Raw genomic sequence first — 16453 nt, forward strand, 5'->3', positions numbered from 1 at the left:
GCGTGGACGTTCCGGCGCAGAGGTCTGCCGGGCACGGCGCGCCGGCCGGTGACGCCGCCTCCCGCGAGGTGCTGCTCAAGGTGACCGGGCTGCAGAAGCACTTCCCCATCAAGAAGGGGATGCTGCAGCGCAACGCCGGTGCCGTGAAGGCCGTCGACGGGATCGACTTCGAGGTGCGCTCGGGGGAGACCCTGGGTGTCGTCGGCGAGTCCGGCTGCGGGAAGTCGACGATGGGCCGGCTGATCACCCGGCTGCTCGAACCCACCGCGGGGAAGATCGAGTTCGAGGGGAAGGACATCACGCACCTCGGCGTGGGCGGCATGCGCCCGATGCGCCGGGACATGCAGATGATCTTCCAGGACCCGTACTCCTCACTGAACCCGCGGCACACGATCGGCACGATCGTGGGCGCCCCCTTCAAGCTGCAGGGCGTCACGCCCGACGGCGGCGTCAGGAAGGAGGTGCAGCGGCTGCTGGAGGTCGTGGGCCTGAACCCCGAGCACTACAACCGCTATCCGCACGAGTTCTCCGGCGGTCAGCGGCAGCGCATCGGGATCGCCCGCGCGCTGGCGCTCAACCCCAAGCTGGTCGTGGCGGACGAGCCCGTGTCGGCGCTGGACGTCTCGATCCAGGCGCAGGTGGTGAACCTGCTCGACGACCTCCAGAGCGAGCTGGGCCTCACCTACGTGATCATCGCCCATGACCTGTCGGTCGTCCGGCACGTCTCGGACCGGATCGCGGTGATGTACCTCGGCAAGATCGTGGAGCTGGCCGACCGCGAGTCGCTCTACAAGGCGCCGATGCACCCGTACACGAAGGCGCTGCTCTCGGCGGTTCCGATCCCGGACCCGAAGCGCCGTTCGGCCAAGAGCGAGCGGATCCTGCTCAAGGGCGACGTGCCTTCGCCGATCTCACCGCCCAGCGGCTGCCGCTTCCACACCCGGTGCTGGAAGGCGACGGAGGTCTGCAAGACGCAGGAACCCCCGCTGGTCGCGCTGAAGACCGGGCACCAGGTGGCCTGCCACCACCCGGAGAACGCGCCCGACCAGGTGCCCGGCCAGACGGTGACGGCAGCGGCGCGCGAGGCGATCGAGATCGTCGGGGTGCAGAAGCCGGAGGCCGTAGAGGTACGCAAGCCCGGGGCCGACGAGACCGCGGCGGACGAAGGCACCGCCTCGCCGCCCGATACGCCGGAGGTCAGCCCGAAGGAGTAGTACCGGCACAATTGCCCGGTGCTCAACGAACTGTTCACGCCCTCCGTCCAGCATGCGCTCGACATCGTCGGAATCTTCGTCTTCGCGATCTCCGGCGCTCTGCTCGCCGTACGCAAGAACTTCGATGTCTTCGGCATCGCGGTGCTCGCCGAGGTGACCGCGCTGGGCGGAGGGCTGTTCCGTGACATCGTCATCGGGGCGGTCCCGCCCGCGGCGTTCACGGATCTCGGCTACTTCACGACCCCGCTCCTCGCCGCCGTCCTGGTGTTCTTCCTGCACCCGCACGTCGAGCGGATCCAGGTGGGCGTCAATGTCTTCGACGCGGCCGGCCTCGGGCTGTTCTGCGTCACGGGCACGGTCAAGGCGTACGACTACGGCCTGGGCCTCACCGCGTCGGCGGCCCTGGGGCTGGCCACCGCGGTCGGCGGCGGTGTGCTGCGCGACGTACTGGCCAACGAGGTGCCCTCGCTGCTGCGCTGGGACCGCGACCTGTACGCGGTGCCCGCCATCGTCGGCGCCACGATGATCGTTCTGTGCATCCGCTTCGAGATGCTCAACGCGTTCACCAGCGGCACCGCCGTGATCGCGGCCTTCGCGCTGCGACTGCTGTCGATGCGCTACCACTGGCGGGCCCCGCGTGCCTACAACCGGAAGTCCGCGACGGCCGAGGAGAGCTCGGCGACCACCTGAGGCGGCGCTCTGCGGCGGCGCTGTGATCCCCGCCAAAAAGCTACCGCTCAGTAATACAATCGGTGTACGGTGCACCGCATGGCACAGGCAGCAGAGCAGGCGGCACAGACCGGACCGGCGACCATCGGGGACAGCGAGTTCGACCGCGACACCGCCGTCACCCTTCGCGAAGAGGGCGTCTACGACGCGGAACTCTCCGCCGGATGGACCATCATCCATGCCGTCAACGGCGGCTATCTGCTGGCCATGCTCGGCCGCGCGCTCGGCCAGGCCCTGCCGCACCCGGACCCCTTCTCCGTCTCCGCGCACTACCTCACCGCCTCCGTCCCCGGCCCCGCGGTGATCCGGACCCAGACCGTCCGCACCGGCCGTACCCTCTCCACCGGCCAGGCGTCCCTCTTCCAGTTCGCGGAGGACGGCACCGAGGTCGAGCGCATCCGGGTCATCGCCACCTACGGCGACCTGGACGGCCTCTCCGACGAGATCCGTACGTCGGCGAAGCCGCCGGCCATCCCGCCGCTGGAGCACTGCCTCGGCCCGAGCGACGGCCCGGCCCAGATCCCCGGCAGCTCGGCCATCACCGAGCGGCTCGACATCAAGCTCGACCCGGCGACGATCGGCTGGGCCGTCGGGCAGCCGTCCGGCAAGGGCGAGATGCGCGGCTGGTTCGGTCTCGCGGACGGCCGCGACGCCGATCCGCTCTCGCTGCTGCTCACCGTCGACGCGCTGCCGCCCACCTCGTTCGAGCTGGGCCTCAAGGGCTGGACGCCGACCATCGAGCTCACCACCCACATCCGCTGCCGCCCCGCCCCCGGCCCGCTGCGTGTCTCCATCACCACCCGCAACCTCGCGGGCGGCTTCCTGGAGGAGGACGCGGACGTCTGGGACAGCGCGGACCGTCTGGTGGCCCAGTCCCGCCAGTTGGCACGCGCACCGCGCTCCTGACGGCCGGCGGCGGCAGGGAAGGGGCAGCGGGCGGGGGAAGCTGGCGGGGTGAAATCCGACCGGCTGCTCTCGATCCTCCTGCTGCTCCAGACCCGCGGCCTGGTGCCCGCCACCGAGCTCGCCGAGCGCTTCGAAGTCTCCGTACGCACCATCTACCGCGACATCGAGGCGCTCTCCGCCTCGGGCGTCCCCGTCTACGCCGAACGGGGGCGGCACGGCGGCATCGCGCTGCTGCCGGGGTTCCGTACCGATGTCACCGGGCTCACCGCCGACGAGGCGCGCGCCCTCTTCGTCCTCGCCGCCGAGGGCGCCCATGCCGCGCTCGGCCTCGACGAGGCGCTCGGCTCCGCGCTGCGCAAGGTGATGGCCGCCCTGCCCGAACCGCACCGGCCCGCCGCCGAACTGACCAGCAGACGGATCCTGGTCGACCCGGTGCGCTGGATGAGCGGCCCGCAGTCGGCCGTCGACGTGGCCGAACTGCACGAGGCCGTCTTCGCCGACCGGCGGCTGCGGCTGGACTACCGCCACAGCGGTACGAGCGCCCCGCGCACGTACACCGTCGATCCGTACGGCCTCGTCGTGAAGGCGGGCGTCTGGTACCTGGTGGCGGACCGGGACGGGGTGCCCCGGCTCTTCAGGGCCGACCGGGTGCGGCGGACCGGGCTCACGGACGAACCGGTCGTGCGCCGGCCCGGGGTGGAGCTGGCGGACCTGTGGGACGAGCTGCGCAGGCAGGTCGAGGAGCGGCCCGGACGGGTACGGCTGCGGGTGCGCGTGCACCGCTCCCGCCTCGATCTCTTCGTACGCCTGCACGCCGGGGCGCTGACGGGGGAGCCGCGGCCCGAGGGGCCTGGGAGGACCGAGGGGCAGGAGGCGGGCGGGGAGTGGCTGCGGGCCGAGTTGGCCGTCGACTCGGTCGAGCAGGCCCGCTCCCTGCTCTCCTTCGGCCCGAACGTCGAAGTGCTCTCGCCGCCCGAGGCGCGGGACGTCCTCGCCCGTCACGCGGCGGCGGTCGTGGCGCTGTACGGGGAGGCGGGCACGGCCTGATCCGTACGAGAGGCCCTAAGGGGTATCGGTCCTGCCGGCGTCGTCCAGCCAGTGCAGCCTGCCGAGGGTGACCAGTCTCAGCCGGCGGCGGGCGACCCCGGCCACCTCCCGCTCGCCGTCCGGCCCCGCGTCCAGCAGCGCCGACGCGGTGATCACCATGTGGTCGACATAGAGGCCGCCGAGCATCAGAAGGTCCTCCTCGCTCCAGCCTCGGGACTCCGGCTCCTCGGCGAGCGCCGCCGCCACCTCCTGGGCGAACCGCCGCAGTTGGGCCGCTATGGCCGCGCGGACCGGGCCGACGCCACCGTGCTGCTCCCGGGCGATGAAGCGGAAGTGGGCCGGCTGGTCACCGACGTGACGCATGATCAGCTCGATGCTGCGGTCCAGGCGTTCCTCGCTGTCGCCGGTCTCGGCGAGCGTCGCGCCGATCATTCCGTGCAGGCTGCCCAACGCCTCCTCGACGAGCGCCACACCGAGCGCCGCGGTGTCCTCGAAGTGCCGGTAGAAGGCGGTGGGGGTGACGCCCGCGGCCCGGGTCACCTCGCGCAGCCCGAGGCTGCTGAGGCTCTGGTGCTCCAGGAGTTCCAGTGCGGCATCCAGCAGTGCCTGCCGGGTTCTCAGCTTCTGGGTCTGGCGGATGCCGACGGTGTGACTCATGCCATTCAGTAAACAACTGTTCTCCGGAGTGGGGAAGTGGCCAACGGGTCTAGACTGACAAGTCAGTGAACAGTCGTACTCTCAAATGCTCCTGGAGAGCTCGCAGAAAGGCTGAACATGATCGTCCTCGTCGCCGCCCTGCTCCTGCTCGGGGTCGTGCTCGGAGCGGTGGTCCAGATTCCGCTGCCGCTGAGCCTCGTGCTCGCCGCCGCGATCGGCTGCTGGCTGCTGATCTTCGCGGTGCGGGAGCGGACCGGTGCGCAGCGCCGCTCGCGCTGACCGCCGTCTCGGCCGCCGCCCCGACCACCGTTTCGAAGGAGCCCGCACCATGAAACTTGCCGCATCAGTCCGCCGCCCGGAAACGCCGGAAACGAATGACGGGACGACGGCCGCCGGGGCCGAATCCGTGGCCACCGCCGTCGCCGAGCCCGGCGACCGCAGCGCCCGGACCCGGGACGCCGACGGGCTGGCCGTCGCCTCGTTCGTGCTCGGGCTCGTCGGTCTGCTGGTGATGAACATCCTGCTCGGCCCGGCCGCGATCGTCATGGCGATCCTCGCGCTCGTCCGTTCCACTTCCCGCCGCGGCCGTGCCTTCCTCGGGCTCGCGCTCGGCATCGCCGACCTCGTGGTGCTGGCCTGCCTGGTGACCGGCTCCGGCACCGTCTCCTGGAACTTCGCAGGCTGACGGAGTCCGGGTGCGACCGACAGCGCGCGAGCCGCCGCTCACGGTCGGCCGCACGTAGGAACCGCCACGCACGACCGGATCGGGCTCCGGATCGGCGCGGGCGACCGGGTGCCGCGCTCGGTGCGCGGGGACCGGGCCGCGATGCGCCCGGCATACGCCCCGACAGGGCCTCGTAGAATCGTGCCCACCATGGCTTACCTCGACCACGCCGCGACCACGCCGATGCTTCCGGAAGCGATCGAGGCGATGACCGCCCAGCTCGCCGTCACCGGCAACGCGTCCTCACTGCACGCCGCCGGGCGCCGGGCCCGCCGCACCGTCGAGGAGTCGAGAGAGACCCTCGCCGATGCCCTCGGCGCACGCCCCAGCGAGGTGGTCTTCACCTCCGGCGGCACCGAGGCCGACAACCTCGCGGTGAAGGGCCTGTACTGGGCCCGCCGCGATGCCGACCCCCGCCGCACCCGCGTGCTGGCCAGCCCGGTCGAGCACCACGCGGTGCTGGACGCCGTCGACTGGCTCGCCGAGCACGAGGGCGCGAACGTCGAATACCTCCCCGTCGACCGGCACGGACGCGTCCACCCGGACGCACTGCGCGAGGCGATCCTCCGCGATCCCGACGATGTCGCGCTGGTCACCGTGATGTGGGCCAACAACGAGATCGGCACCATCATGCCGGTACGCGAACTGGCCGGCGCGGCCCGTGAGTTCGACGTACCGATGCATGCGGACGCGGTGCAGGCGTTCGGGCAGCTGGAACTCGACTTCGCCCGGTCCGGGCTGGCCGCGATGACGGTGAGCGGGCACAAGATCGGCGGCCCGTTCGGCATCGGCGCGCTGCTGCTCGGCCGCGAATACACCCCCGTACCCGTGCTCCACGGCGGTGGCCAGGAGCGGCACGTCCGCTCGGGCACCCTCGATGTGCCCGCCATCGCCTCCTTCGCCCTCGCGGGGCGGCTGGCCGCAGACGGGCGGGAGGAGTTCGCCCGCGAGATCGGCGGGCTCCGCGACGAACTGGTCGCGGCCGTGCTGGCGGCCGTGCCCGACGCCGTCCTCGGCGGCGATCCGGCCCCCGGCGGCCGGCTCCCCGCCAACGCGCACTTCACCTTCCCCGGCTGCGAGGGCGACTCCCTGCTCCTGCTGCTGGACGCCCAGGGCATCGAATGCTCCACCGGCTCCGCGTGCACCGCCGGGATCGCCCAGCCCAGCCACGTACTGCTGGCCACCGGCGCCGATCCGGACCTGGCCCGCGGCACCCTGCGCTTCTCGCTCGGCCACACGTCCACCAAGCAGGACATCGACGAGGTGGCCCGCGCGATCGGACCGGCGGTGGAACGGGCGCGCACGGCGGGACTCAGCTGAATCCGGGCCGGTCAGGCGACAGGGCGGACCCCGTGGTCACCCCTTGCGCCCGGCGGTCATCCCCTTGTCCGCCGCCCGGACCAGCTTCAGATACCGGTCCCAGTCCCAGTGCTCGCCCGGGTCGGTGTGGTCCGTGCCCGGCACCTCCACATGCCCGATGATGTGCTCCCGGTCCACAGGTATCTCGTACCGCCCGCAGATCGCGGCTGTGAGCCGCGCCGAGGCCCCGTACATCGCCGCCGTGAAATCCTGTGGGCGGTCCACGAAGCCCTCGTGCTCTATGCCGACGCTGCGCTCGTTGAACGACCTGTTCCCCGCGTGGAACGCCACATCCAGCTCACGGATCATCTGCGTCACATGGCCGTCCTTGCGCACCACGTAGTGCGCCGCCGCCCCGTGCCCGGGATCCTGGAAGACCTTCACCGCGCTCTGGTAGCTGCCCTGGGTGACATGGATGATGACCCGGTCGATGGTGTAGTCGTCGGGGCGGTCGGCCCGCCGCCAGTTCGCCGAGGACGCCGATATCCACTGGGCCCGTGCGAAATCCACCTCGCCGGGCTTGCGGGGCTTCTCCACCCCCGGCAGCCGCCACCAGGCGTGCTCCAGCTGCTCCCGCGCCAGCGCGGCCGTGCCCACAGCCGTGACGGCAGCGCCGATCAGCAGCCCGCGCCGGCTGATGCCGCGCCCGGACTTCGTACCCCCGGAGCTCTCGGCGCCCGATGTCCCCTTGGTCCCCATGTGATCCACAACGCATATCCGAGAGCGTTCGGTTCCCGGCGCCCCGTACTCTGGTGGAGCTATGACTGAGACTTCCCAGCGCCCCCTCCGTGTGCTCGCCGCCATGTCGGGCGGTGTCGACTCCGCCGTCGCCGCGGCCCGCGCCGCCGAGGCGGGCCACGACGTGACCGGTGTGCACCTCGCCCTCTCCGCGAACCCGCAGTCCTTCCGTACCGGGGCGCGCGGCTGTTGCACGATCGAGGACTCCCGCGACGCCCGCCGGGCCGCGGACGTGATCGGCATCCCGTTCTACGTCTGGGACCTGGCGGAACGCTTCCGCGAGGACGTCGTGGACGATTTCATCGCCGAGTACGAGGCGGGGCGCACGCCCAACCCGTGTCTGCGCTGCAACGAGAAGATCAAGTTCGCCGCACTCCTCGACAAGGCCCTCGCGCTGGGCTTCGACGCGGTCTGCACCGGCCACTACGCCACCGTCGTCCTCAACGAGGACGGCAGCCGCGAGCTGCACCGCGCCTCCGACATGGCCAAGGACCAGTCGTACGTCCTCGGCGTCCTGGACGAGAAGCAGCTCGCCCACGCGATGTTCCCGCTCGGCGACACCCTCACCACCAAGGACGAGATCCGCGCCGAGGCCGAGCGCCGGGGCCTCGCGGTCGCCAAGAAGCCCGACAGCCACGACATCTGCTTCATCGCCGACGGAGACACCCAGGGCTTCCTGGCCAGTCGGCTCGGCACCGCCGAGGGTGACATCGTCGACGAGTCGGGCACGAAGGTCGGCACCCACGAGGGCGCCTTCGGCTTCACCATCGGCCAGCGCAAGGGCCTGCGCATCGGCCACCCCGCCCCCGACGGCAAGCCGCGCTACGTCCTGGACATCTCCCCGGTGAACAACACGGTGACGGTCGGCCCGGTCGAGGCCCTCGAAGTCACCGCCCTCACCGCCATCAAGCCCCGCTGGTGCGGCACGGCCCCGACCGCCCCCGGCACCTACACCGCCCAGCTCCGCGCCCACGGCGGCGAGACGGCGGTGGCGGCGGAACTCGTCGACGGAACGCTGAACGTCACGTTCACCGAGCCGGTACGAGGCGTGGCCCCCGGCCAGGCGGTCGTCCTGTACGACGGCACCCGGGTGGTCGGCTCGGCGACGATCGCCACGACGGTGCGGCGGGAGACGGCGACGACCGGCTGACCGGCCTCGGCCGACCGCCGGGGCCGACACTGCCAGGGCGGCCGCCATAGGCCGCTGCTGCGGACCGTCCGCTGTCGTCCGGAGCCCCATAGATCTGTACGCACTCGGCCTGCAAACGCCGGATCGATCGAGGCGCAGATTGCGAAGCTGCGCGCGATGGAGCAGGGAGCCGTCGAGGATCTGCTCAGCAGCGAGGAGAAGGCTTTGACCCGGTGACTGGTTTCCAGGTCAGCCGATTTCGCTGTCGCTGGTCTTCACGCCCAGGACAAGTGCACGCAGCGCACCCCGGCTTGTCACCAGAACGGCATCCGGGCTCTCGCTCTCGCGGATTGCGATGAGGTCCGCGTTCGCTGCGGCGACCTCAACGCAGGCATTGCCGGAGGCCTCCGAGAACGAGGACTTGATCCAGTTCAGCTCGGGCAACTCGGGCAAGGCGAACTCCTCCTACAGTTCTCCGGCGATCTCAAGGATGAGATCCCTCGACTCACTCGGATTCAACGCGACCTGTTCGACCAAGTCCAGCCGACGTCGGAAGTTGGCCAACTGGGTCGGTGAGTCCATGAAGACGGCACCGATCGGAGAGTCCACCTCAACGGTGTCCAAGTGGTGGCTGGCGGCGGACACGTACATCAGAGTGTCCCCGGCCATGGGGAAGCGCTCGGCCGTGAAGGGGATCACGAGCAACCGGACATTGGGGCGTTCGCTCTCCTCCAAGAGGTGGCCCAACTGGGCCTTGGCCACTTTGCGCCCTCCGGTGCGAAGCCGAAGAGCCGCTTCGTGGACCAAGCCCACGTAGGGCACCCGGTCGGCCGCCACCACGCTGTGCCGGGCCAGCCGATGGGTCACCCGTAGTTCGACTTCCAGCCTGGGCAGGGCCGGTACGAAGAGGTCGAAGAGGGCACGGGCGTGCTCCTCGGTCTGGAAGAGGCCGGGAATGTGAGCTGTCTGGAGTGTGCGCAAGCTCGTCGCGTGGTGCTCCAGTTCCGCCACGTCCAGGAAGTCCGGCGGGATCTTGCCCCGGTATTCGTCCCACCAGCCTCGCGGACGCCCTCCGGTCATCGTGGCGAGAGCATCGATCAGTTCCGGATCGTCGCACTCGTAGATGCTGGCCAGTCGGCGCAGCCGTTCCTCGCTGATACCGAATCGCCCTGACTCGATGTTGGAGATCATCGTGCGGTCTGCCCCGAGCCGTTCGGCGGCAACGGGTGCTGACATGCCGACTGCATCGCGCAGCCGGCGGAGCTCCCGTTCGCCGAACCCTGGCAGTACGAGCTCGCCTTCCCCTGCGACCCGCGCAGCCCCCGCATCGCCCGTACGACCCTCCGGGCCATCCTCGATGCTCACGAACTCGCCGAACTCAGTTACCGCGCGGAGCTGTTGACGTCCGAGCTGACCACCAACTCCGTACGGCACACCAAGGGGCCCGCCGCCGTGCGGCTCCAGTGGCGGCACCCGGTGCTCCGGATCAGCGTCTGGGACATGAGCCTGGACCTGCCCAAGCCGTACGCCCCGCCCGTCGCCCCCCACGTCGAAGCCGGGCGGGGCATGGCCATCCTCGTCGCGGACCGATGGGGCGGGTGCGCCATAGGGGGAGGGGCGCTCGGGCCGGGCGGCAAGACTGTCTGGTTCGAGCTCGCGCTCGGTGCCTGAGCCGCGGACACCGTGGACGCCCCGCGCGGTCACGTCCGACCCCCGTACGGGCGGGACCGCGCGGGGCGGGTCGTGGGTCAGGAAGCCTGACGCAGGGATACGGACCTGGTGAAGAACTCCGTGAGGACCGGGGCCACCGCCTGGGGGGCCAGGTCGCGGGTCTGGCCCGTCAGGGTGCGGTGGCGGGCGCGGGGGAGGGTCTCCGCGAGGGCGCGGGTGGACTGGCGGGCGCGGGTGGGGCTGGAGCCGCCGCAGATCACCAGGGTGCGCGCCGTGACAGACGCGAACCGCGCGGCCGGGATCGCGCCGTTGCCGAGCAGCGCGTCGTCGTACGCGAGGGTGTGCGCCATCGCCAGCAGGTCGCTCCACAGCGGGGCGCGACGCATGCGGGCGATCATGTCGGCCGGTACGCCCGTCACGGACAGGAACAGCTCGACGGCCCCCGCGCGGTCCCCGGTGGACAGCAGCCGGTGCAGGCGCGAGGTGCAGCACGCCTTGTACTGGAGGCCCGAGGCACCCGGCGTGTAGGGCGGTTCGTACACGGCCAGAAGGTCGACGGGGAGACCGGCGGCCTGTGCCTCCAGGGCCAGGGCCCCGCCGGCGCCCATGCCGAAGACGGAGGCCCGGCCGCCCACCGCGGTGACGAGCGCGGCCAGGTCCTCGATCTCGCGCTCCACCGCGTACGGGCCGCTGTCGCCGCTGGCACCGCGGCCGCGCCTGTCGTACGTGACGACGTGGAAGTGCGGCGCGAGCAGGCGCGCCAGCGGCGCCTCGGTCGCCGCCGTGCCCAGCGCGCCGCCCACCAGGATCACCGGCGGGCCTTCACCCCGGTGCCGGTACGCGATCACGGTGCCGTCGCGGGAGAGAATCTTGTCCATGCGAGGGTGGACCGCCGGGCCCGGAGAAACTCATCGCTCCGGCCGAAGTTTTCTTGAAGTTCTTCTAACTCCCGGGCCAGGGGCGTTCTTGACGATCAGTCGGGACTATCAGTCGGTGACTGTCCCGGTGTCGTAGAAGCAGAAGTGGTCCTTGATCGCGGCGACTTCGGGCTTCGGGTCCGGGTAGGCCCAGACGAGGTCCGGGGCGTCCGGCAGCGACCAGTAGGAGGCATCTCCCTTGAACGGGCAGTGAGTACGGGTGTCCGAAGCCGTCAGGAGTTCGGTGTGGACGTCCCCCGGCGGCAGGTAGTAGCGGACCGGACAGCCCGTCTCGCGCAGGACGAGCGGGCGCCGGCTCTCGGCGAGCACCTGCCCGTCGCGGACCACCCGTACGTGCTCGGTGCCGGGCTCGACCGTGATGCGGTGTCCTGGTGACGTAGTCATGTCGGGTTCAGCCGTTTCGCGGGTTGGTTTCTTCCCGGTTTCTCTGTGGTGGCCGGTCGTGTCGGTGGTGACCTTTACGGTTGCTCCATGAAGATCTGCGTATTTCTCTCCGCCGCCGACCTCGACGACCGCTACACCCAACCCGCCCGTGAATTCGCCGAGCTGATCGGCAGGGGCGGACACACCCTGGTCTGGGGAGGCTCGGAGAGCGGGCTGATGAAGGTCGTCGCCGACGGGGTTCAGGAGTCGGGCGGGCAGCTGGTGGGGGTGTCGGTCGAGTTCCTGGCGGCGAAGGCGCGGGCCGACGCGGACGAGATGGTGATCGCGCGCGATCTCGCCGAGCGCAAGGCGCTGCTCCTGGAGAAGGCCGACGCGGTCGTGATCATGGTGGGCGGCACCGGGACGCTCGACGAGGCGACCGAGATCCTGGAGCTGAAGAAGCACGGCAAGCACGACAAGCCGGTCGTCCTGCTCAACACGGCGGGCTTCTACGACGGGCTGCGCCAGCAGTTCCAGCGCATGGAGGACGAGGGCTTCCTGCCCGTCCCGCTGGCCGACCTGGTGTTCTTCGCCAAGGACGGCGTGGGCGCCCTGGCCTACCTGGAGGAGTGGTCCGGCCTGCGGTGACGGGGCGGCGGGGTGCGATCATGGGGCGCATGTCCACTCATGTCATTACCGGGGCCGGCTCCGGCATCGGAGCCGCTGTCACCCGCCGTCTACTGGAGCGCGGTGACGAGGCCGTGCTGTTCGCCCGCGACGCGGGCCGCGCAAAGGAGCTGGCCGAGCTCCACCCCGGCGCGCGCACGCTCGTCGGTGATCTCTCCAATCCGGACCGGTTGTCGTGGGCGCTCGCCCAGCAGGCGGTGCCGGAGCGGGTCGACTCGCTGCTGCACATCGCTGGCGTCGTCGAGCTCGGCAGGGTCGGTGAGCTCACGCCCAAGGCCTGGCACTTCCAGCTCAACGCCAACCTGGTCGCGCCCGCCGAGCTGACCCGGCTCCTCCTGCCGCAGTTGCGCGTCGCCCAGGGCCATGTGCTCTTCGTGAACTCGGGCGCCGGCCTCGCGGCGCACGCCGAGTGGAGCGCGTACGCCGCGAGCAAGCACGGCCTCAAGGCGCTCGCCGACTCGCTGCGCCACGAGGAGCACGCCAACGGCGTCCGGGTCACCTCCGTCTACCCGGGGCGCACTGCCAGCCCCATGCAGGCCAAGGTCCACCAGCAGGAGGGCAAGGAGTACGACGCCTCCCGCTGGATCGACCCGGAGTCGATGGCCACCACGATCCTGATGGCCATCGACCTGCCGCGCGACGCCGAGGTCAACGATCTGACGGTGCGCCCCGGCCGCTGAGCGCCGCGGCCCGGCCACCGCAGGCCGGACCGGCCGACGGCGGCCTTAGGCTTCCCGTGTGAGCGAGAAGAGCAAGTTCAGGGTTTGCCCGGCCACCGGGATCGGGTCCATGCCCGGGGGAGACGCACGGGAGGCGGCGAAGACCGTCACCGGCTCCTTCGCGGACGGTGAGGGCCTGCCGTATCTGGCGGAACTGCCCGCCCGCGGGCCCGGTGCGGACATGATCGGGCGGACCATCGGGCTGCTCGTCGACCTGTACGGGCATGTCGAGCCCAGCGGCTGGCGGATCAGCGACCGGCCCGGACGCGACACCCGCCGGGCCCGGTCCTGGCTCGGCGAGGACCTGGACGCCCTGGAGGAGTTCACCCAGGGCTACGAGGGGCCGCTCAAGGTCCAGGCCGTCGGGCCCTGGACGCTGGCCGCCGCGCTGGAACGCCGGGGCGGCGAGGCCGCGCTCGGCGACCCGGGGGCCTGCCGCGACCTGGCGGGCTCACTGGCGGAGGGGCTGCGCGCCCACCTCGCGGAGGTACGCCGCAGGGTGCCCGGCGCCGAAGTGATCCTCCAGCTCGACGAGCCGTCGCTGACCGGCGTATTGCGCGGACGGATCAGGACGGCCAGCGGCTACCGCACCTACCGGGCCGTGGACCGTCAGGTCGTGGAGGGCACCCTGCGCGATGTCCTGGCGGCGGCCGGGGACGGGGCGACGCTCGTGCACACCTGCGCGCCCGAGGTGCCGTTCGCGCTGCTGCGCCGGGCAGGGGCCGACGGCATCTCATTCGATTTCTCGCTGCTCACCGAGCGTGAGGAGGAGGCGATCGGGGAAGCCGCCGAGGGCGGCACCCAGCTCTTCCTCGGAGTGGTGCCGGGCACCGACCCGGCCTCGGGCGGATTGTCGGACCCGGGCGGTAGCGTCATGGGTGTCAGGACGCTGTGGCGCAGGCTGGGGCTGAATCCGGGGACTCTGACGGAGTCCGTGGTGATCACCCCGTCGTGCGGGCTCGCGGGTGCCTCGCCCGCGTATGCGCGCGCCGCGCTCGCCCACTGCGCCCGGGCCGCGAGATCGCTCGCAGACAACCCTGAGTAACGGGGCAACGGGTAACGGGAGGACGAGACGATGGCCGGCGAACAGCAGACGGCGGTGCCCGCACAGGTCCAGGAGCAGCACGCGCTCATCGCCGAGCAGGTCGAGGAGCACCGCTTCCGGTATTACGTGAACGACCAGCCGGTCGTCAGCGATGCCGAGTTCGACCGGCTGATGCGCGAGCTGGAGGCGCTGGAGGAGACGTACCCGCAGCTGCGCACACCGGATTCGCCGACGCAGAAGGTCGCCGGGCCGTACCGGACGGAATTCACCTCCGTCGAGCACCGCGAGCGGATGCTCTCGCTGGACAACGCCTTCGACGACCTGGAGCTGGCCGCCTGGGGCGAGCGGATCGCCAAGGACGTCGGCACCACCGGGTACCACTTCCTGTGCGAGCTGAAGGTCGACGGTCTCGCGGTCAACCTCACCTACGAGCACGGGCTGCTGACCCGGGCCGCCACCCGCGGCGACGGCCGCACCGGCGAGGACATCACCCCCAACGTCCGTACGATCGCCGAGATCCCGCACCGGCTGAAGGGCGACCGGATCCCGGCACTGGTCGAGATCCGCGGCGAGGTCTTCTTCCCGATGGAGGCCTTCGACGAGCTCAACGCCCGGCTCATCGAGGCCGAGGACAAGCCGTTCGCCAATCCGCGCAACGCGGCGGCGGGTTCACTGCGCCAGAAGGACCCGAAGGTCACTGCCACCCGTCCGCTGCACATGGTGGTGCACGGCATCGGTGCCCGCGAGGGCTTCGACATCGGCTGCCTCTCGCACGCCTACGAGCTTCTGCACGAATGGGGTCTGCCCACCGCCAGGCACAACAAGGTGGTGGATTCCCTGGACGGGGTACGGGAGTTCATCGCGTACTTCGGTGAGAACCGGCACTCCGTGGAGCACGAGATCGACGGAGTCGTCGTCAAGCTCGACGAGATCCCGCTCCAGGGCCGGCTCGGCTCCACCTCGCGCGCCCCGCGCTGGGCGATCGCCTGGAAGTACGCCCCGGAGGAGGTCAACACCAAGCTGGTCAACATCCGGGTCGGCGTCGGCCGGACCGGCCGGGTCACGCCGTACGCACAGGTCGAGCCGGTCGAAGTGGCGGGCTCCGAGGTGGAGTTCGCCACCCTGCACAACCAGAACGTGGTGAAGGCGAAGGGCGTCCTCATCGGGGACACGGTGGTGCTCCGCAAGGCGGGCGACGTGATCCCGGAGATCCTCGGCCCGGTCGTCGATCTGCGCGACGGCACCGAGCAGGCCTTCGTGATGCCGACGCACTGCCCCGAGTGCGGGACGGAGCTGCGGCCCATGAAGGAGGCCGACATCGACGTCCGCTGTCCCAACGCGCGCTCCTGCCCGGCGCAGTTGCGGGAACGCGTCGCCTATCTCGCAGGCCGCAAGTGCCTCGACATCGACCACTTCGGCTATGTCGCGGCCGCGGCCCTGACCAAGCCGCTGGAGCCCGCCGAGCCGCCGCTGCGCGACGAGGGCGATCTGTTCGGGCTGACCATCGAGGAGCTGCTGCCGATCCGGGCCTATGTGCTGGACCAGGACAGCGGGCTGCCCAAGCGCGATCCGAAGACCGGTGAGGAGAAGACCGCCTGGGTCTTCGCCAACCAGCAGGGCGAGCCGAAGAAGAACGCCGTCGCCATGCTCGACGCCATCGCCGCGGCCAAGGACGCCCCGCTGGCCCGGATCCTCACCGGGCTCTCCATCCGTCATGTGGGCCCGGTCGCCGCCGCGGAGTTGGCCCGTCAGTTCCGCTCCATCGACCGGATCGACGAGGCGACCGAACAGGAGCTCGCCGACGCCGACGGAGTCGGTCCCATCATCGCCGCATCGGTGAAGCAGTGGTTCGCCGAGGACTGGCACCGGGAGATCCTGCGCAAGTGGCGGGAGGCCGGGGTCCGGATGGCTGATGAGGAAGTGGGGGAGGAAACGGGCCCGCGCCCGCTCGAAGGGCTCACCGTCGTCGTCACCGGCACGCTGACCGGCCACACCAGGGATGGCGCGAAAGAGGCGCTCCAGAGCCGCGGAGCGAAGGTGACAGGTTCCGTTTCGAAGAAGACCTCCTTCGTGGTGGTCGGCGACAACCCCGGTTCGAAGTACGAAAAGGCCATGCAGCTGAAGGTGCCGGTGCTGGACGAGGACGGCTTCGCCGTACTGCTCGAACATGGTCCGGATGCGGCGCGCGAGGCGGCTGTGCCCGCCGAGGAACCGGCCGTATAGGACGGACCCCTGCCGCGGACCGGTGGAACGGGGTGGGGATACGGAACGGGACGAGCCGGCGGGTGAGCAGCGAACAAGGAGGTGGATAAAGGGTGTAAGTGGGCAGACGGGGGCAAGTTTTTCGCCGTGCGGCGGGTTCACCGGATCGGCGCCTAGCAGATGCTGACGAATGGTCGGTCCGCATTCGGGCAAGAGCGTCAGAGCGCTGCCCGTAGGAGCCTTCCGCGGCCTAATGTTGAGACGTGCACCTGCCGTGCCCGGCCGCGGGGTGGGAAACCGGGTCGTGGCGGCATGGAGTGGAACC

The 16453-nt window shown here is 70.8% G+C and carries 19 protein-coding genes; 13 read left to right on the forward strand and 6 right to left on the reverse strand.

Going from position 1 to position 16453, the window contains the following annotated elements; translation table 11 throughout:
• Positions 1-2: 2 nt before the first annotated feature.
• From OG978_RS28720 to OG978_RS28735, 4 genes are all read left to right on the forward strand, one after another.
• Positions 3-1214, forward strand: coding sequence for an ABC transporter ATP-binding protein (locus OG978_RS28720; protein WP_442817853.1), 1212 nt, complete (start codon positions 3-5; stop codon positions 1212-1214).
• Positions 1215-1232: 18 nt separating this feature from the next.
• A complete protein-coding gene (locus tag OG978_RS28725) occupies positions 1233-1904 on the forward strand; it encodes a trimeric intracellular cation channel family protein (protein WP_326767984.1) in 672 nt (223 codons plus the stop codon).
• 78 nt (positions 1905-1982) lie between these two features.
• Positions 1983-2849, forward strand: a complete 867-nt coding sequence (locus OG978_RS28730) for a thioesterase family protein (protein WP_326767985.1) — start codon at positions 1983-1985, stop codon at positions 2847-2849.
• Positions 2850-2897: 48 nt separating this feature from the next.
• Positions 2898-3896, forward strand: coding sequence for a helix-turn-helix transcriptional regulator (locus OG978_RS28735; protein ID WP_326767986.1), 999 nt, complete (start codon positions 2898-2900; stop codon positions 3894-3896).
• 15 nt (positions 3897-3911) lie between these two features.
• On the opposite strand, the gene OG978_RS28740 is transcribed toward OG978_RS28735, so the two are convergent.
• Positions 3912-4553: a TetR family transcriptional regulator gene (locus OG978_RS28740; protein WP_326767987.1), complete on the reverse strand. Its 642-nt coding sequence runs from the start codon at positions 4551-4553 to the stop codon at positions 3912-3914.
• A gap of 117 nt (positions 4554-4670) precedes the next feature.
• Between OG978_RS28740 and OG978_RS28745 the strand changes: the two genes are divergently transcribed.
• The 3 genes from OG978_RS28745 to OG978_RS28755 all read left to right on the forward strand — a co-directional run bounded on the left by OG978_RS28745 (position 4671) and on the right by OG978_RS28755 (position 6597).
• Positions 4671-4832 (forward strand): hypothetical protein, encoded by a 162-nt coding sequence (locus OG978_RS28745; RefSeq protein ID WP_326767988.1) that lies wholly within the window; start codon positions 4671-4673, stop codon positions 4830-4832.
• Between the two features lie 49 nt (positions 4833-4881).
• Positions 4882-5238, forward strand: coding sequence for a DUF4190 domain-containing protein (locus OG978_RS28750; RefSeq protein ID WP_326767989.1), 357 nt, complete (start codon positions 4882-4884; stop codon positions 5236-5238).
• 189 nt (positions 5239-5427) lie between these two features.
• On the forward strand, positions 5428-6597 hold the full coding sequence (locus OG978_RS28755) for a cysteine desulfurase family protein (protein ID WP_326767990.1): 1170 nt from the start codon (positions 5428-5430) through the stop codon (positions 6595-6597).
• 36 nt (positions 6598-6633) lie between these two features.
• Here the strand turns inward: OG978_RS28755 and OG978_RS28760 are convergent, their stop codons facing one another.
• Positions 6634-7335 carry an N-acetylmuramoyl-L-alanine amidase gene (locus OG978_RS28760; protein ID WP_326767991.1) on the reverse strand — a complete coding sequence of 234 codons (702 nt, stop codon included), beginning with the start codon at positions 7333-7335 and terminating at the stop codon, positions 6634-6636.
• A gap of 61 nt (positions 7336-7396) precedes the next feature.
• Between OG978_RS28760 and mnmA the strand changes: the two genes are divergently transcribed.
• Positions 7397-8524 carry a tRNA 2-thiouridine(34) synthase MnmA gene (mnmA, locus tag OG978_RS28765; RefSeq protein WP_326767992.1) on the forward strand — a complete coding sequence of 376 codons (1128 nt, stop codon included), beginning with the start codon at positions 7397-7399 and terminating at the stop codon, positions 8522-8524.
• 228 nt (positions 8525-8752) lie between these two features.
• Here mnmA and OG978_RS28770 read toward each other — a convergent pair whose 3' ends face one another.
• Together OG978_RS28770 and OG978_RS28775 are read right to left on the reverse strand one after the other, a co-directional pair.
• Entirely contained in the window at positions 8753-8956 is a 204-nt protein-coding gene (locus OG978_RS28770; RefSeq protein ID WP_326767993.1) for a DUF397 domain-containing protein, read from the reverse strand.
• Between the two features lie 12 nt (positions 8957-8968).
• The gene (locus OG978_RS28775) at positions 8969-9739 is read right to left on the reverse strand and encodes a helix-turn-helix domain-containing protein (RefSeq protein ID WP_326767994.1); all 771 of its coding nucleotides are present in this window, start codon (positions 9737-9739) and stop codon (positions 8969-8971) included.
• Positions 9740-9901: 162 nt separating this feature from the next.
• On the opposite strand from OG978_RS28775, the gene OG978_RS28780 reads away from it, so the two are divergent.
• Positions 9902-10174 carry an ATP-binding protein gene (locus OG978_RS28780; RefSeq protein WP_326767995.1) on the forward strand — a complete coding sequence of 91 codons (273 nt, stop codon included), beginning with the start codon at positions 9902-9904 and terminating at the stop codon, positions 10172-10174.
• A 77-nt stretch (positions 10175-10251) separates the two neighbouring features.
• On the opposite strand, the gene OG978_RS28785 is transcribed toward OG978_RS28780, so the two are convergent.
• Both OG978_RS28785 and OG978_RS28790 read right to left on the reverse strand, forming a co-directional pair.
• Positions 10252-11052, reverse strand: a complete 801-nt coding sequence (locus tag OG978_RS28785) for an alpha/beta fold hydrolase (RefSeq protein WP_326767996.1) — start codon at positions 11050-11052, stop codon at positions 10252-10254.
• A gap of 108 nt (positions 11053-11160) precedes the next feature.
• Positions 11161-11496 carry a DUF427 domain-containing protein gene (locus OG978_RS28790; RefSeq protein ID WP_326767997.1) on the reverse strand — a complete coding sequence of 112 codons (336 nt, stop codon included), beginning with the start codon at positions 11494-11496 and terminating at the stop codon, positions 11161-11163.
• Between the two features lie 87 nt (positions 11497-11583).
• On the opposite strand from OG978_RS28790, the gene OG978_RS28795 reads away from it, so the two are divergent.
• The 4 genes from OG978_RS28795 to ligA are packed head-to-tail and all read left to right on the forward strand — an operon-like array spanning position 11584 to position 16149.
• Positions 11584-12123: a TIGR00730 family Rossman fold protein gene (locus tag OG978_RS28795; RefSeq protein ID WP_326767998.1), complete on the forward strand. Its 540-nt coding sequence runs from the start codon at positions 11584-11586 to the stop codon at positions 12121-12123.
• A gap of 29 nt (positions 12124-12152) precedes the next feature.
• Entirely contained in the window at positions 12153-12842 is a 690-nt protein-coding gene (locus OG978_RS28800) for an SDR family oxidoreductase (protein WP_326767999.1), read from the forward strand.
• Positions 12843-12900: 58 nt separating this feature from the next.
• Positions 12901-13926: a methionine synthase gene (locus OG978_RS28805; RefSeq protein ID WP_326768000.1), complete on the forward strand. Its 1026-nt coding sequence runs from the start codon at positions 12901-12903 to the stop codon at positions 13924-13926.
• A 30-nt stretch (positions 13927-13956) separates the two neighbouring features.
• The gene (gene ligA, locus OG978_RS28810; RefSeq protein WP_326768001.1) at positions 13957-16149 is read left to right on the forward strand and encodes an NAD-dependent DNA ligase LigA; all 2193 of its coding nucleotides are present in this window, start codon (positions 13957-13959) and stop codon (positions 16147-16149) included.
• The last annotated feature ends 304 nt before the right edge of the window (positions 16150-16453 follow it).

The organism is Streptomyces sp. NBC_01591, from assembly GCF_035918155.1.
Classification (GTDB): Bacteria; Actinomycetota; Actinomycetes; order Streptomycetales; family Streptomycetaceae; genus Streptomyces.

Bases quoted from the DNA above. Each gene is read 5' to 3' on its own strand.
- ligA (WP_326768001.1), top strand. From the start codon at position 13,957: ATGGCCGGCGAACAGCAGACGGCGGTGCCCGCACAGGTCCAGGAGCAG.
- OG978_RS28795 (WP_326767998.1), top strand. From the start codon at position 11,584: ATGAAGATCTGCGTATTTCTCTCCGCCGCCGACCTCGACGACCGCTAC.
- OG978_RS28745 (WP_326767988.1), top strand. From the start codon at position 4,671: ATGATCGTCCTCGTCGCCGCCCTGCTCCTGCTCGGGGTCGTGCTCGGA.
- OG978_RS28740 (WP_326767987.1), bottom strand. From the start codon at position 4,553: ATGAGTCACACCGTCGGCATCCGCCAGACCCAGAAGCTGAGAACCCGG.
- OG978_RS28750 (WP_326767989.1), top strand. From the start codon at position 4,882: ATGAAACTTGCCGCATCAGTCCGCCGCCCGGAAACGCCGGAAACGAAT.
- OG978_RS28730 (WP_326767985.1), top strand. From the start codon at position 1,983: ATGGCACAGGCAGCAGAGCAGGCGGCACAGACCGGACCGGCGACCATC.
- OG978_RS28755 (WP_326767990.1), top strand. From the start codon at position 5,428: ATGGCTTACCTCGACCACGCCGCGACCACGCCGATGCTTCCGGAAGCG.
- OG978_RS28785 (WP_326767996.1), bottom strand. From the start codon at position 11,052: ATGGACAAGATTCTCTCCCGCGACGGCACCGTGATCGCGTACCGGCAC.
- OG978_RS28760 (WP_326767991.1), bottom strand. From the start codon at position 7,335: ATGGGGACCAAGGGGACATCGGGCGCCGAGAGCTCCGGGGGTACGAAG.
- OG978_RS28800 (WP_326767999.1), top strand. From the start codon at position 12,153: ATGTCCACTCATGTCATTACCGGGGCCGGCTCCGGCATCGGAGCCGCT.
- OG978_RS28790 (WP_326767997.1), bottom strand. From the start codon at position 11,496: ATGACTACGTCACCAGGACACCGCATCACGGTCGAGCCCGGCACCGAG.
- mnmA (WP_326767992.1), top strand. From the start codon at position 7,397: ATGACTGAGACTTCCCAGCGCCCCCTCCGTGTGCTCGCCGCCATGTCG.
- OG978_RS28775 (WP_326767994.1), bottom strand. From the start codon at position 9,739: ATGTCAGCACCCGTTGCCGCCGAACGGCTCGGGGCAGACCGCACGATG.